Genomic DNA, 16,168 nt, shown 5'->3' on the forward strand with positions numbered 1-16,168 from the left:
TTAGAAATCGTGGGGAGTCCAATAACGGAACGGGAATGAAACAGGTGCATAAGAGGGGGATGATGATGGTACAATGAGAAGAAGCACCCTTTCTCTTTGTTGTAGTATTCTATGTCTGGTTATCGTCGCCGTTTCAGTCGGTACGGCAGCGACAACACCATATGTCCCAGAATTCTGGGTTGATACTGGTCATACCGCGGAGTTGAACATAACGATGTGGAACGAAACAACGCATAGCTGGGAAGTTCCAAGTGATTCGCTGTATTATATCGAGACGCCGGTTATCATTAACGTGACGAACAAAGACGACGAGCCCGTTGAAAATGCAACGGTAACCATTACGGGACACAACACCTACGCGGAGCTAACCACGAACGCCACGGGCATTGCGAATCCTGTTTACACGTTTGATTATACAGAAATAACACGGGGTGAGCAGCAGATAGCGGTAAAAGCGATAAAGCCCGGATACGCGTACGCGACAGCGATTATCTACGTTGACTATAGAGGAATCTTGGAGATAAGCGTGCGTACCGATAGCATTTATGTTGATGCTAATATTTGGAATCCCGACAATTCAGATGCTGAGATATACTATACGATTATTGTAAGTGATTCTTCAAAGGCTTCGAAAGACCCTGTAGATAGTGTTAATGTTACTATATCTCATGATGCTGACACCGATTACGTTTCGCTGGATTGTATGCCTCCAGGCTGCAAGATCAATTTTCAAACAGTAGATACCGATGAGAATGGCGAAGTCTCGTTTTCCGTTCACACTACTGAAGTCGGAGAACTCCAAGGCGCTGTTTTTACGGCAACCGCGGAGAAAGAGGGATACATGTCGGATAGCATGATGTTTACTGCTCCGTTGACGGTTGAGTGTTTCATCGCAACGGCAGCCTACGACTCGCCGGTTGATGAGCATCTCGAGGTCTTACGCGCGTTCCGGGATACGGTACTGCTCACCAATCCCGTGGGAAGATTCATCGTGGGCACGTACTATACCACCAGTCCTCCGATCGCGGATGCAGTAGCGGAGAGCGATAATTTGCGTGCGGCAACGCGGCTGTTCCTGCTGACACCGTTAATTTACCTTTCCGCGATCTGCCTGAATACGATGGCGTTTGCCGCTTTTGTCGTTCTCATGCTTATCCTGCTCTTCGTACTGAAACGGCACGTGAAAGTGCTCCTGAAGGGCATTGGCTATGGGGCTTTAACCGTTGCTGCCTTTACGGTTACGGTCTTTACACTGGGCGCACTCGGCTATGAACTCCCAGTCTGTGCAGCGATAGCAGCCTTTTTATTGCCCCTGATTATTCCCGCGGCGGTTGCCGTTTGTATAATTGTGTGGATAGAATCGCGATCGCAGTCGATCGCAGTCGAAACCTAAAACGTTACCGTAGCCTTTTTAAACGGTGAAAAAACGGAGATTTATTACAGAGATTCGTACCAATTCCATTCCATTCAATTCACTTCACGGCGCTCCTTGAAAAGAAAACCACGAACGACCCGCGTGGAAAAATCATGACGATTAGAGCAACAAGCAATATTGCCTCCCGTGAGCAATAGCACCTATATTTCATTATATAAGCAACACGCAGGATATAGGTATGGCGGAATGCTGCAAGGTCGAACCGAGGGAGCATGCTAGGCAGACTATGAAAAAGAAACGGGAAACGTTACTCCAGGACACCCATGCCCTATCCGAAGTGGTGGGTTTCGTCTTGATCATGGGCATTCTCCTTGCTGTAACCTCCATTTACATCGCGCAGCAGGTCCCGGAATTGACGAAGGATTATGAAGCACGGCACGCAGAAGAGGTCGTCGATGATTTCTCAGACCTGGACTCGCTTGTTGACGGCATCGTGCTCGTTGCCAAACTGGAAGAAGTAACCTCAGGATCAGCAGCCACCAAATCAATAACGATGTCGCCTGGTAGAGTACCGCTCTTCGGCATGTCTCCCGCGGGCGCAATTCTCTCGTTCTCGCCTTATGAAGAAGCACTCTTCACGATCTTACCCTACGCCGGTGGCGGTTCACTTCCTACCGGTCCATCAGCTAACTATTCCATGGAAGAGAGCACGACCGCTAATTTTAGTCATGCAAACGCAACGAGGGTGAACGTGGACATCTCGTTCGATCAAATCACACTTGCACGCATGGGTATTAGCGGCGATCTCACCCTTAATAATATGGTTACGACTCTCAGCGGTGAGCATCAATACGATACGATAACCATCACGAACAACAGCATCGTTTACCTCGTGCCCGGTAATTACCTGAGGCTCTACGCCAATACGATTCTCATTGACGCCACCTCCTCCGTCATCGCGGATGGCAAGGGTTACGCGGGTGGTGTCGGTGGTCAAATTGGGAGTGGTGCGGGCTTTGGATCCTTTGGCTTTAACGGTAGTGGCGGCGGTGGTGCTGGCCACGGTGGCGAAGGTGGAGACGGTGGTCGTGGAGGACTCTCCCTGGAAAAGGGAATCGCAACTGATATTGGGAACGGTGGAATCTTTTACGGTGATAACTTGTCTACATCTTTTGAATTCGGGTCTGGTGGTGGCGGTGGCGGCTATGGTGAGGGAGGTCAAGGAGCACCGCACCAAGGCCAGGTCGGGGGAACTGGTGGGTACGGTGGCGGAGTCGTGGTACTGGACGCAGCACTGATACGAATTGCTGGTAACATTTCCGCTGACGGTGATGATGGGACTGATGGTTCTGAAGCCAAATATGCATCCGGCGGTGGCGGGGGTGGCAGTGGCGGTACCATCCTCATCCGGGGATATGAAGTGAATCTCTCCTCAGCGACGCTCTCGGCACGAGGTGGTGCAGGGGGCGACGGTGGTACGAGAACTACAGGAAGTGGAAAGAATGGGGCTGGGGGGGGGCGGTGGTGCAGGCGGGCGAATAAAAATATTTTACGATAATGTATCGCTCTATACCGTTCCATCAAGTCTTCCTGTGAATGGTGGTACCGGTGGTATCAACGGGGGTGTTGGTGCAGAGGATGGCGTTAACGGAAATTCTGGCATTCCTTACGCGAATGAAACGACATACATCTCTACCGTTCCGCATTATGAAGATGGTTACTACGTCTCCCGTGTCTATGATACGGGCAATACCACGACGTGCTATGGTAATATGTCATGGGACGCTACGACCGATGAATATACTCCTCTAACGCTGAAAGTACGAACGAGCATATACCCTGATATGACGGGTGCCGCGCTCTGGCCGAACTGCCCCGTGGTAGCAAATGGACAGGACATCTCCGCGTTATCTTCGGCATTCGATATGCATCGATACATTCAGTTCCGCGCAGATTTATCAACCTATGACACCACGACAACGCCCGTTCTGGATTGTGTACGCATCAATTACTCCTCGCACTGCCTTGCGGGTGACGATGAGGGGGCCGTCATCGATTCGGCTGCCGGCATCGTCAAGTTCCGCAGCAGTTATATCTATTACCCCAACCAGGAAATCTTGTACGAACACGGAGCGGTGATTCGTGCTCAGACGATCGATGATGAGAAAAAGGGTTTTGTGATTCACGATCCCCCTATTACGATCGGAACGGACAATGCGACCGGTGCGCCTCTACTGCGGATTTCTATGGTCGATTTAACCGGCTCGAACTATTCCTATGCCGGCTCAAGGAGCGCCTCTGTGGAAACGTCCTACGCTGACTATGTCCATCTTGCGGGCACCATCGCCTTTGATAATTTGTCCCTTGACTTAACTACGGAGTATCCGTCTATCTGGCAGAGCTGGTTTAATGCGCAGCTTGCAGAATCCGACTTAGATGCGTCGTATTATAATCCTCCGGTCGTTAACGAATCCGCAGGAACTGTGGTGGTCGAGTTTTACGGGCACGGATACGGTGTGCAGTTGTACGAGGAAAAGACCACGGTTAACGTAGAGATAACAACGTAAAAGTAGCCGTGCCATAATAAACGTACACTGACAAAATTATTCTTTGAATTCCAACTCTTGTGCGAAACTCGCGGCCGCTTCTAAATCTCTCTCATGGGGTCTGTCTGCCCTTCTTTACGCCACCTATTAGTCATAGCGGCCATACAGTATCATCAAATACCACGGCACGAGAATGCGCGCCAATAATGTCGAAACCACGCCCAAAAATGTAGTATTTGTTTGCTCTGCTTTAGCTAGCGGAGGTACAATTTTGAGTTTCTTCTCAATCGTGATTGTCACCGGATAAGCTTCTTCTCCAACTTTTTTACCACAATTCACTTCTCGCATGCATAATACTACATCAAATTTTCTTTGAGAAGTAAGCTAAGCTAAATATCCAGATTCATCACTTCCTTCGCGTGCGCCTGTATGAAGTTCCGGCGTGGCTCGACGTCCTCGCCCATGAGCACAGTAAAGAGCCAGTCGGCTTCCGCGGCGTCCTTTAAGGCTACCTGCTTGATGCACCGTGTCTCGGGATTCATCGTCGTCTCCCATAACTGCTCGGGGTTCATCTCGCCCAGACCCTTGTACCGCTGGATCCTCACGCCCGCATCTCCTTCTTTCACGTTCATCTCTTCCAGAACCTTTGCGTATTCCTCATCGGAGAACGCGTAGCGCGTCTCTTTGCCCTTCTTCACCATGTACAGCGGCGGCAGCGCGATGTAGACGTGCGTCGTGCTCACCAGCTCCTGCATGTAGCGATAGAAGAAGGTGAGCAAGAGCGTTCGTATGTGCGCGCCGTCAATGTCCGCATCGCTCATGATAACGACCTTATGATAGCGCGCTTTCTCGATATCAAAATCCTCGCCGATGCCTGCACCCAGAGCGGTAACCAGCGCTCGGATTTCGGTACTCTTCAGGATCTTGTCCAGCCGTGCCTTCTCCACGTTCAGGATCTTACCACGAATGGGCAGAATCGCCTGGAAGTTCTTGTCCCGCGCCTGTTTCGCGGACCCGCCGGCGGAATCGCCCTCCACGATATATATCTCCTTCTTTGCGGGGTCTCGCTCTGAGCAGTCAGCAAGCTTCCCGGGCAGCGAATCCGCGATTGCGTCCTTCTTCCGCACGATCTCACGTGCGTGCCGTGCCGCTTCGCGTGCCCGCGCCGCCTCCACCGCTTTCTTTATGATCGCCGTCGCATCAGTGGGATGCTCGTCCAGGAATTCCATCAGGTACTCCCGCACGATCGATTCCACAACGCCCCGGACTTCGCTATTGCCGAGTTTGGTCTTTGTCTGGCCCTCAAATTGCGGGTCCCGGAGCTTCACGCTTATCACCGCCGTGAGCCCCTCACGCACGTCATCACCGTCCAGACTCACCTTTTTCAGCAGGTTACTCGCCTTACCATATTCGTTAAGCACTTTCGTCAATGCCGCTTTGAACCCGCTGAGATGCTTACCGCCTTCAATCGTCTTCACGTTATTCACGAACGAGAAGATATTTTCCGCGTAGCTGTCGTTGTACTGCACGCCGATCTCCACTTGCACCTCGTCCTTCTCGCCGTCAAAGATTATCGGGTCGTGCAACACGTGCTTAGTCCTGTTTAAATATTCCAGGAATGCTGTAATGCCACCTTCGTACTGGAACGTGTCCTCCTCGCCGGTTCGTTCATCTTTCAGGGTAAGAGCAAGCCCTTTGTTCAGGAATGCCAGCTCGCGCAATCGGGTCTTTAAAACCCGTGCCTCAATTTCATACTGGCCGAAAATCTTTATGTCCGGCTTGAATCGAACGCGCGTGCCGCTCTCTTCTTTCGCCCCCTCTGGACGGCTCGAGGCTTGCAATTCACAGATCGGCTTGCCGCGCTCATATTTCTGGTAATAGCTCTGGCCGTTCCGCTGCACTTCCACTTCCAGCCATTCGGAAAGCGCGTTGACCACCGAAATCCCCACGCCGTGCAGTCCGCCGGCCACCTTGTAAACCTTATCATCGAACTTACCGCCCGCGTGCAGCTTGGTCATCACGACCTCAACCGCAGGGATCTTATACTCCGCATGCAAGTCGACGGGAATCCCCCTTCCATTGTCCGTTACTGTAACAGAACCGTCATGATGGATTCTCACGTCAATATGGGTGCAGAACCCTATGATAGCTTCATCGACGCTGTTGTCCAATACCTCGTTCACCAGATGATGAAGGCCTCGGTTGCCCGTGTCGCCGATGTACATTGCAGGCCGTTTTCGTACAGCCGTGAGGTCCTTGAGCACCTGAATATCCTTTGCACTGTAGCTTCCTTCTTCCGTCATCTCTGTATTCCCTTTGCGATAGATTTAAATAAAACTTTTCTTTATAACAAGGCGCTTCGAGGTTACCTGACGCCCCAGGTCAGCCGGCTTTCGAAGAGATAATTCAAGAGGAACGCGCAGATAATCCCTACGATATTCGACAACAGGTAATATACGCCCATGTGCTCGGTCAAGAAGTAAAGAACGCCGATATTGACCGCCAAGCCGCCGGAACGCCAAATATTGCTCTTGATTATGCGTTTCACGAATTGCTCGACGTGCGTGGTTTTTTGCTCCTTGAAGGTCCAGCGATCGTTCATGAGGAATTGCAGGATAATGGCGATTTCAATGGCGATTGCCGAGGAATAAAGGTAGTACACTCTCGCGACGTCGGTAAAGAGCCAGAGAAACCACGTGTTAATGCCTGCACCGATAACGCCGACAACTGAGAACTTGGTCAGGCGAAGGAAGTCCGTCTTCAGAGCCACTACGCGATCCGGTAATTTCATCGTTCGACCATAGAAGTATAGCGTCACAAAACAAAAGGGTTTTTCTTTTCTCGTGTTAAAAAGAGAAAAAGGAAGCGGAGGTTGCCGAGTGGACAAAGGCGTGAGGTTCAGGGCCTCATCTCGCAGGGGTTCGGGAGTTCGAATCTCCCCCTCCGCATAAATAGTTCCTGTATACTCCAGTATTGTGCGATACTTCCTTGCTCGCCTACCTTTTCTCAGTACAACCGTATCGCTGGTATCCAATTTGTGTGAATTTCCCCATTTGCATCTTCAAATGAAGTGCACGTTATCACTCCACCGGTTGCATTCCATGACGGCTCGTTGATGATCTGCGGGTACGAGCCCGTGCGGATGGTGTAGTAGTAGGTTTCGTTTGCGTGGAGGGTAAAGGATTCGTTAAACGACAGATTGTGCCAGTCTTCGGAATAACCCTTCCAGTAGGCTTCGGCTATCTTGGTACCATTTGAGTATGAAATAGCAGCGTATTCGGTATGTCCACCTGTTCCTGGACAGGAATACGTATAAAGCTTCTGCACAATCATCGTTTGATCCGGCGTGATTGTCCCATTGTGTACGCCGCAGATACTCGGATAAGGATTTGCTGAGGAGCCGGTGTCGAAGACCACCGCTTCAGACACCACATTCCACACCCACGTCTGCATAGCCGTGCCATTTGTATTCGTAGCGATTGCCGAGACGTTATGCTCACCGACTACTTCCGCATGCAGCCTGTAACTGGCTTCCGTTACGCTCTCATTTGTAAATAGGAACGAACCATTCAGATACCAGCTCACGTTTACCGTTTGATTCACCGTCACGTTAAACGTCCTCCAGGTGCAGACGGTATCGTTAACCGGTGATGGAGGTGCGAAGGACGTGATGATTGGCAACAGAACTTCTTTGAAATTCCGCAGGCCCGGCGTAGGACCATCGACATCAGCACCACCGGTATTCTCCCAATCACTGCCATCGTCCGTATCTGTGCTCTCCTTGTCCCTGCCGAGCGATTGCCCCTGAACCGGAGCTTCCGGGTTCGTTCCAGTCCATGAAGTCCCATTCGGCGGCTCATTTGTGTTATTGCCGTATCTCACGAAGTCTTTACCCGTGCCGTCAGCAGATAGCAGGCTTATACTCTCGTTGGTATTGTACAACACTTCGGAAGTGAACCCACCATAAAGATCCTCTGCAGACGTATCAAGCGTGCCTCCGATGTGGAATACGAGATACGAACCAGCTTCTAAAACACCGTCCCAATCAGAATCATTCGCTGGTATGGTGTAGTTCACTGGTATGGTGTAGTTCAGATCGCCGTCCCCGTCCACGATCCGCCAGCCGGTAAGATTGACCGCAGATTCTCCCGCATTATAAAGCTCGATCCATTCTTCTTTCGCACCTTGCGTAGCATTTGGATAGGGATAAACTTCGTTTAGCACTATGTGCGACGGCGCGACTGTGAAGCTCGTCTCGGCCACGAGCTTCTCTTCCTCTGTCACCATCGCCCGTCCCACGTATTTCGGCAGTTCTATATCGCTTACCTCGAAGGTTACCGGCTGCGGTGTTTCACCTATCTCCAGGCCTTCTGCGGCAATTTCTTCGTATAACATGCCGCCGCCGGTTTCAATCCTCAACATGGGGTTAACAGAGTGTGTCTCCCCGTCCGTGCTCACGATAGTGGCGTAAACGGTGAGATCATTTCCGTCCACAACGTGCGTCTCTTCCACTCCTATCGGCGCGGTGTACGTCAGATTCAACACGAGTTTGTCGTAAACGGTTGTTTGGTTAATCGTTCCGTTAACCTGCCATGCCGTTACCGAACCAAAGACGCGATCTCTATTCGTGAAGGGATCATACTCAGAGCCGTTTACAAAAAGCACGTCTGGGAACAACTCGCCGGTATATAGTTCCATTTCCATTATATCACTAAAATTCACTTCTTCTTCCCACTTTGATTCTGGTCTCACATTCGGCTGGGAAATATTATACACCTTGTATACTGTTGCATTCGCTAACGAGACGTTTGAAATATTACCGCCTACCGGGAGGTCATACTCAAAATAGAGTAACGGCAATGCGGAGTAATTGTCTTCATCGAACATAAGCCGGTCAATATCCGTGAAGTATATCTCCACAACACTCCCATTGAAATCGTTCATCTCGACGGGCACCGGAACGTCAAAGGTTATAGTAACCTCCCACTCCTGAGTCTCTGAATCGAAGACGGGCGTGCCATAGCTCACTTTCCCATCTCCAGAAGCTGGTGGATCTATCTTAACCGAGGAAAGCCCGAAGAGGTTGAACTCATGTTTCGTCAGTGCGACTGAAGCCTGGGAACTATCATATCTCTTTGTCCAGAGATCGTTTCTATCCAAGGTGTCGATTGCACTTATATAAGCGCATCCAATCGTTTCTTCCCTAATAATCTCGTCAAGCACCTGTGGTATAAGCTCATCTGACGCTCCTGCTTTTGCAATCGCTGTGGCACCAATATAGGATAATGTCCCGTTCCGCAAGAACGCAGTGGTGATGCAATCCTTCTCCCAGATCCTGCTCGAGCCACAACTGGCTGCGATGACCAATGAAGGCGATAACTCCGGCACTTCGTTTACATCCAGAGTTACATTGTCATCTGATCTAGTATCAGTAGCCTGCCAAATAGTATTTCCAGCAGCATCCTTACTATAAGTATAACCGTTAAGATTACTTATATCCCAGGTAGAAGTCCAGCTATGTCCGCTATAAAATACAATTCCCTTGCCAGGTAAATTCTTTATCAGAGTGGTATCAATGAGGTCTGTACTGTTTAAATAATCGTCAACGTCAGGTACATTATCAACGCCTGTGAAAGCTGGATCCTCATCGTACAACCAATCAACTTCCATATATTCAAATTCTGATATGTCCTCGTCAACCAGCCCATCACCGTCGTTATCCGTGCCGTCTAAGATCTCTTCATCCACAAACGGCTCGAAATCGCCGGGGAATGGTTTTATCCAGCCCGGATCCGCATTTAAACCCGCGCGGTCCCCCTCAAAAACAATTTGATCTCCAGCACCCCATTCCCCATCCCTATCTATGTCTCTAAATATCTCAACGTATCCAGTGAATGTTCCTGCTGCAAAGCCAGGTTCATCTGCTATGTAGTCATAGTCGTCGTTGAAACCACTTTTTTGTCCATGATACTGTGGAAGGTCTGGAATATACTCTATCGGAGCTTCTTTCCACCATCTATCATTGTGGTCGTGGAGCCTTGACCAGTCTGTTCTATCAAAAGCGTACCATGCACTACCCAAACCACCCCCATGCGCAGATGGCTTCTCATACAACTGCATTAGATTACCCTTTTTACTACTATCATTCAGTTTATCGCCAGCCCAGACCACAGACTCAAGCCACCAAACACGGTTATCGGCCCAGCGCCGTTTACCGTCTGTATTGTAGATACCCACCGCCAAGAACTCCCTCTCCCAGTCACCGCGCTCTCCAACGTCGAGCTCGGCAAATTGTAACGCGCGTGCCATATAGTTCACATTATCTTCGCTATACAGCGGCATTCGTCCACCCGGTAGTATGTTCGTGTGTGCATGGTAATAGCGGTAATCACTTGCTATCCAATCCTTGTCAGCATCTGTTGGATTAAATTCGAAAGGTTCTTGCTCTATGCCAAACGGCAAAGAACTCGCATCCCCCACCAGGTAAAGCGTTGCGGGCTGCCATCTGAAGATATAGAGTAAGGTGCGAGTGGCCATATAGGTGGAGATGAAGCCGTTGAGGTCGTGCTCGTGTGCCGCATTGTCTACAGTGCTTCTTACAAGGTTGGTTAGGGGATATAATCCTGCATAGCTATTATTGGTATAGTTAACCGGTGTACTCACCACATCCCGAACATCAAGAATCATTGATTTGTAAAACGCTGCGAGCGGTGCGGCTGCAGCGGAAGAGTTCGCCCATGAATTGGTTACCACAATGCTCGACGACTTGTCACCAAACGCTTCTAAGACCTCGTTGAACAGATCTGTTGGCCCTCTGTTAGTAAGCGGTTCTACCGCACATCCTTTCACGATCAGCGTCCGGTTCTCTTCCAGATTCAGATTTTTCGTGTCATTGATTATGGCTCCGACAGCAGTTTTATCATCGGCAATCACGAGGATGAACGTGATGTTCAAGTTCTCGATGAGCTTTTTTGCTTCCATCTGGTTTTTCAGCAAGGAAGAAGGTGCCATCGGCCAGTTGAGGTAGGAAGCAATGGGTGCACCCATAATCGCGGATTCCCGCGTATCATTGACGATAACGATGCCCGAGGAGTTCTTCCAGAAGGCCGTAAACGTCTCTTCGGCATTCGAGGTGAAATTGCTGATACTGAGAAAAACAGTCCCGTTTGGATAGTCAATGCCATCGAACTCGGTCGCGATGTCAAGCAGCTCATTGAGGGACATCGTAATTGGATTGTAATGTCTGGTAGGTGTACCCTTCTTGGACGTTTTGGCATCGTCATCGAACCATATCGCAATGGGCACGGCGTAGACGGCGCTTTCAATGCTATCGGCTAAATAGCCCCTACCGTCTGCGTCTGCCTTCTTCACGCCTTTACCAAACGGAAATTCCATCGTGACCGTGTTATTCGTCTTATTCGCATCTGTTACCGTATTATCAGGGTTGATGATAGCCGTGATATTAAAAGGGAAAGGACTGAGCTTAATCCCTTTTATTGACCATGAGACGTTCCAGCCGTCGAAGGAGACATTGACGCTCGTGTTTGTGGGTATGTCGACCGTTTTATTCTGGATCGCCATGCCGTTGACCACGAGGCGAACCGTGACGTTGGAAACGTTGAAGGAGGCATTCGTATGAACAGTCACGTTTACCGTGGCATTCTCGCCACTTACCAGTAAGGTAGGAACGACGAGATTCGATATGTAGAGATCAATCATCAAAGGATGGTAATCGCCGCCATGTGTGATATTCCCGGAGCTGTTATAGGGCAGGAGCGTGTCACCCAGTTCGTCACCATCCACCTCCTCGCCCGGATAATCGCTCCAGTAGTTGCCACCTAAACAAGGCCCGCCAATGATGTTCGTGCCATTCGCTCTGGTGATATTCCAGGTGTTCTCACCGTCGTCGTACGCGTTGTGCATATTGTTGAAGAAGTTGTTGTAGATGAGGTTGTCGTTCGAATAAACCAGAGCTATGCCAAATTCGAGGTTCGCGTTTACCGTGTTGTTTATAATACGGTTGTCATTCGAAGTATCCAAGCAAATGCCATAGCAGAGGTTATCCGATGCGGTATTGTTTGATATGATGTTGGTTCTTGACCAATCCAAGTAGATGCCACTGCCATTGTTGTTCGAGCAGGTATTGTTTGTAATGGTGTTGTAGAACGAGTCATACGAGCCAATGCCGTCATCTTCATTGTTTGAAGCAGTATTATTTGCTACAGTATTGTTTTCAGAAAAAAACAAAACGATGCCATCGTAGTTCATCGATACATTGTTGTTTGTAATGGTGTTCTCAGAACCGCCCCCGCTGATACCATAATAATTATTTGTCAATGTATTGTTACTAAGGGTATTATTACAGCCATCCAACTTTATTCCTGAACTCATGCCTCCAACAGTGCCGTAAGCCCCGAAACCATAGCGAAGTGCATCGCCAACACTGGCGTTTAGCTCTCCTAACGGGATCTTAAACTCGTATATACGGTGCTCGTAGGGCACGGAGGAGGTGTACTGGAATCCGATGGCACCCCATTCGGTCTCCATACAGGAGACACGGAACTCGCGCAGTGCTCCGTCCACCATCACAAAAATCGCGCCCCAATCTTCCTCGTCCGGCGTATTGTCTGGCGTGACCTCAACGGCAGCATACAAATACGCGCCGTCGCTGTGTAACCAGCCGTAGGTGTAGCCGTCAGGATGCGGTGTATCAGGCCTCCAGAAGACACTGAAGTCAGGTTCCTCCCGCTCTTCAAGCACACCATCCACCTTGATGCCACCATCGTCAACAATGGTGTGCGAGAGCGTATACCCCTTACGAAGCAGAGGATAATAGAGGGGACTGCCATGACTCTTCCCGAGGTCCTCTTCCATTGCACGCATCACCAACGTGGTATTCTCAGGCACGTTCTCCCAGCTTATCTCCACCGTGCTATTCCAGGCGTCGCAGACATCGTACTCAGGAGTGCGTATTTTATACAACACATTCTCCTTGTTCTCGATATGTACTGCTGAGCTGGGAACGTATAGCGCCTCGTCTTTCTGCACAGCCACATAGTCCACGTAAGCCGCGTCGTGCCCTCGCTGGGAGAGTCTGAGCGTGAGATTTCCCGCATCGTGCTCTAATTGAAGCTCACGCGTTTCATAATAAAAGAAGCTGAGTTCTCCCTGTTCGTCCCACGCCCCGTCGGTGAGTATGAGGACGTCAAAGGAATCCCCGCCCCCACCTGTATGGCCTGCTGCAGTGTTATTAATTAAGGTATTGTTATCGGAATTTTCAAGGACAAAGCCGTCCAAATTGTTCGACTCAGCAGTGTTGTCAATCAGTTTATTGTCATGTGAATCTCCGGCCAGATAGAAGCCATATATGCCGTTTAAGTTTGCCGTGTTGTTTGTGACAGTATTGCCCGAAGAAGATGCTATGTAGATGCCGTAGTCGCTCTCCGAGGCATTGTTGTTTGCGAGTGTGTTGTTATTGCTCGTATCGCTCGAATCCAACCAGTGGGATCCTAAGTAGATGCCCGCGCTCATTTGAACGCGGAAAGGGTTGGAATAGAACTCAGCTTCATTCGAGTTTGCGGTGTTGTTAACGATGTTGTTATTGCTCGAGCCTAACAGATAGATACTTGCCCAATTATTCGATGCGTTGTTGCTGGTTAATGTGTTGTTGTTTGCAGAATACAAGTAGATGCCCTCGTAGTTGTTATTAGCATTCACGTTTTCTATCCTTGAATTATTTGTGTAGGCAAGCATCACTCCCTGACAATTGTTTGTTAACGTTAAATTCTTCACCGTTATATCGTTGGAGTTTACAATCCCCACAAAGCCTGCATCGCTCGGGACCGTTTCACCACTGTGGTCTACCCAGTAATAAATCGGTTTTCCATCAATGGAATTTGTGGTGTCTATCTCCAGGATATAATCGGAAAGACTGAGGCCGCCAACACCGAAGTTGTATTCATTTCCCGAGAGCGTGTTATCGGTGAGCGTGCTGCCACCCGAATAATCCATCCAGACCCCCATTCCTTCGTTTGCGGTTACAGTGTTACTCGTAAGCGTGCTGCTGCTCGATTCCACAAGATAGATACCTTGTTGGTTGTTTGAGACGGTGTTCTCAGTGAGAATGCTGTGGCTCGAATAAAGCAAGCTGATGCCCCATATATAATAGGCCACCTTATAGTTATTTGAAACCGTATTGTTCGTAATGATGCTGTATCCCGAATGCACCAGCTCGATACCTTCCCCGTTGTCAAAGACCCTATTGTCGGAAACAGTGTTATGCCAGGAATAATAAGACACGAAGATGCCTGCCCCGTTTGAGTTTAGGGTGTTACCGGTGATACTGGTGTTGTTACAGAAATACTGGGAAATTATGCCATAACTATTTGATGAGGCATTATTGTCGGAAATCGTGTTATTGCTTGAATAATATTTCAAGCGGATGCCTGTGTAGCCATAGGATACGTTATTGTCGGAAATCGTGTTACCGCTTGAATAATTATGCAAGCAGATGCCTTCGATGGCTGAGGATACGTTATTGTTGGAAATATTGTTGCTGCTTGAATTATACAAGTAGATGCCTTCGTCGCTGTGGGATACGTTGTTGCTGGAGATCGTGTTGCTGCTTGAATTTCCTAGGTAGATACCGCCACCCCAGTAGGAGTGGGCCTTATACATGCTCGAAACGTTGTTGCTGGAGATCGTGTTGCTGCTTGAATTATACAAGTAGATGCATTCATCGCGGTTGCTCGAGAAATTGTTGCCGGAGATCGTATTGTTGTTTGAATTAAGCAAGTAGATCCCCCTACCCATAATAGCAGAATAATTTAAGAGGGTATTACCGGTGATAGCACTGTCATTGCAGAATTCTAAATAGATGCCCGGACCCGCCGTACCGTTGCCATCAAAGATGCAGTTCTTTATCATTGAGCCGGTTGAGTTATAGAGACTGATCCCCACACCTTTGAAAGATAACCCTTCTACCCGTATTGCTCCATGGATGTGTAGTTTAGCATCGTTCACCGTTACGTTAGGTTCAATTGTTAAGGTCGCACCCTCTTCTACTATTACAGGCCCTGATAGATTATAAGGGCTGCTTGCCGCGGTCCAGGTAGTATTCACGGTGATAGTCCCGTGCACCCTTCCGGTTTTCGCACTTACGGTAGCATTTTCTTCTTTAATGAGCCCACCACTCGAATTATAAACGCATATTGCGTAGATGTATAACTCCCCCTTAGTTAGCCCGAATTCATCTCGGTAAAAGGTGAGTGAGCGATTATCCGTCGTAAAAATGGGGCTATCATTCCTGAAAATCCGGTATGTCGAAAAATCCGCTGACGGATATTTCGACCAGTTCAGATCGACTATCGTGTTTCCAACGTAAAGGGCTTCCAGGGACACGGGTGCTGCGCTCGCGGTACCGCTCATGCAAACAAGAGCGGTGAAAAGCAACACAACAATGAGCAACAGGAGTGAACATAAAACAATCACTTTCTCGCCTACGCCTTTTTCTACACCTTCAGGCATGTGATAGTTACACCTCCCGTACCGAAATATGTTCACATGTCCATATAAAACTTTAGCTTTTGACCTACAGATAGAATATTATATGCAAAAAATTAGGCAGGTAAGATAAGATCAAAAGGACGTTTTTAACTAATAAGGGGAAGTAGCCTCGATGAGGTATAATAAGCTCTTCTATATTTGTACCGGTCTCAATTCCCTCGGGATGCAGCAGTCGTTCGATTCCAGAAGCTCAAAAAATCGTTATAAGAGGCTTCGTTCGTGTAGATCCGTTAATAAAAAGGGTAATGTCGTGAATAGAAGTTGGTTAGAGAGAAAAAGCGATGCCCATGCTGCCAGAAGAAGCTATGAAAAAGCGATGAATACGGAAGAAAAAGAATGAAAAAAGACGGCTGAGACCAGTTGACAGCCTTATTTTTTCTAAATAAAAGGTATGATCCACTTTTCTAAATTATAAATGGCTATTAACGAATAAAAACACAAAATAAGCTCTAAAATTGCTCTATTCCGGCATTTTTACCAGTAAATACGTGTCCTAATCTCCCCCTCCGCATGCTTTTTCCTTACATGTACGAGCCTGCTCTACCTCCTCCGATCGCGTGTTAAGACTTATGTGCGCCGAACATAAACAAAAGACACGAGGATACTCACGTGAATACCGAACCATCTGTAAAGGGCAGTCCCGATGTGAGATCTCAGAAGAAAGAGGAAACAGAGGGCGTAA

Annotated in this window: 7 protein-coding genes and 1 tRNA gene; 4 read left to right on the plus strand and 4 right to left on the minus strand. The window is 48.8% G+C overall.

Annotated elements, in window-relative coordinates; all coding sequences use genetic code 11:
- Positions 1-73 precede the first annotated feature (73 nt).
- From JW878_06130 to JW878_06140, 3 genes are all read left to right on the plus strand, one after another.
- The gene (locus JW878_06130; GenBank protein MBN1762634.1) at positions 74-1,393 is read left to right on the plus strand and encodes a hypothetical protein; all 1,320 of its coding nucleotides are present in this window, start codon (positions 74-76) and stop codon (positions 1,391-1,393) included.
- A gap of 268 nt (positions 1,394-1,661) precedes the next feature.
- Positions 1,662-2,933 carry a hypothetical protein gene (locus JW878_06135; protein ID MBN1762635.1) on the plus strand — a complete coding sequence of 424 codons (1,272 nt, stop codon included), beginning with the start codon at positions 1,662-1,664 and terminating at the stop codon, positions 2,931-2,933.
- The gene (locus JW878_06140) at positions 2,878-3,942 is read left to right on the plus strand and encodes a hypothetical protein (GenBank protein MBN1762636.1); all 1,065 of its coding nucleotides are present in this window, start codon (positions 2,878-2,880) and stop codon (positions 3,940-3,942) included. Before JW878_06135 ends, JW878_06140 begins: the two co-directional genes overlap by 56 nt.
- A 126-nt stretch (positions 3,943-4,068) precedes the next feature.
- Here the strand turns inward: JW878_06140 and JW878_06145 are convergent, their stop codons facing one another.
- The 3 genes from JW878_06145 to JW878_06155 form a co-directional block, all read right to left on the minus strand.
- The gene (locus JW878_06145; protein ID MBN1762637.1) at positions 4,069-4,269 is read right to left on the minus strand and encodes a hypothetical protein; all 201 of its coding nucleotides are present in this window, start codon (positions 4,267-4,269) and stop codon (positions 4,069-4,071) included.
- A gap of 41 nt (positions 4,270-4,310) precedes the next feature.
- The gene (gene gyrB / locus JW878_06150; protein ID MBN1762638.1) at positions 4,311-6,224 is read right to left on the minus strand and encodes a DNA topoisomerase (ATP-hydrolyzing) subunit B; all 1,914 of its coding nucleotides are present in this window, start codon (positions 6,222-6,224) and stop codon (positions 4,311-4,313) included.
- Between the two features lie 62 nt (positions 6,225-6,286).
- Positions 6,287-6,712, minus strand: a complete 426-nt coding sequence (locus tag JW878_06155; GenBank protein MBN1762639.1) for a GtrA family protein — start codon at positions 6,710-6,712, stop codon at positions 6,287-6,289.
- Between the two features lie 74 nt (positions 6,713-6,786).
- Between JW878_06155 and JW878_06160 the strand changes: the two genes are divergently transcribed.
- Positions 6,787-6,869: transfer RNA gene (locus JW878_06160), tRNA-Leu, on the plus strand.
- Positions 6,870-6,927: 58 nt separating this feature from the next.
- Here JW878_06160 and JW878_06165 read toward each other — a convergent pair.
- Positions 6,928-15,447: a right-handed parallel beta-helix repeat-containing protein gene (locus tag JW878_06165; GenBank protein ID MBN1762640.1), complete on the minus strand. Its 8,520-nt coding sequence runs from the start codon at positions 15,445-15,447 to the stop codon at positions 6,928-6,930.
- Positions 15,448-16,168 lie beyond the last annotated feature (721 nt).

It is taken from the genome of Methanomicrobia archaeon, from assembly GCA_016930255.1.
Lineage (GTDB): Archaea > Halobacteriota > Syntropharchaeia > Alkanophagales > Methanospirareceae > JACGMN01.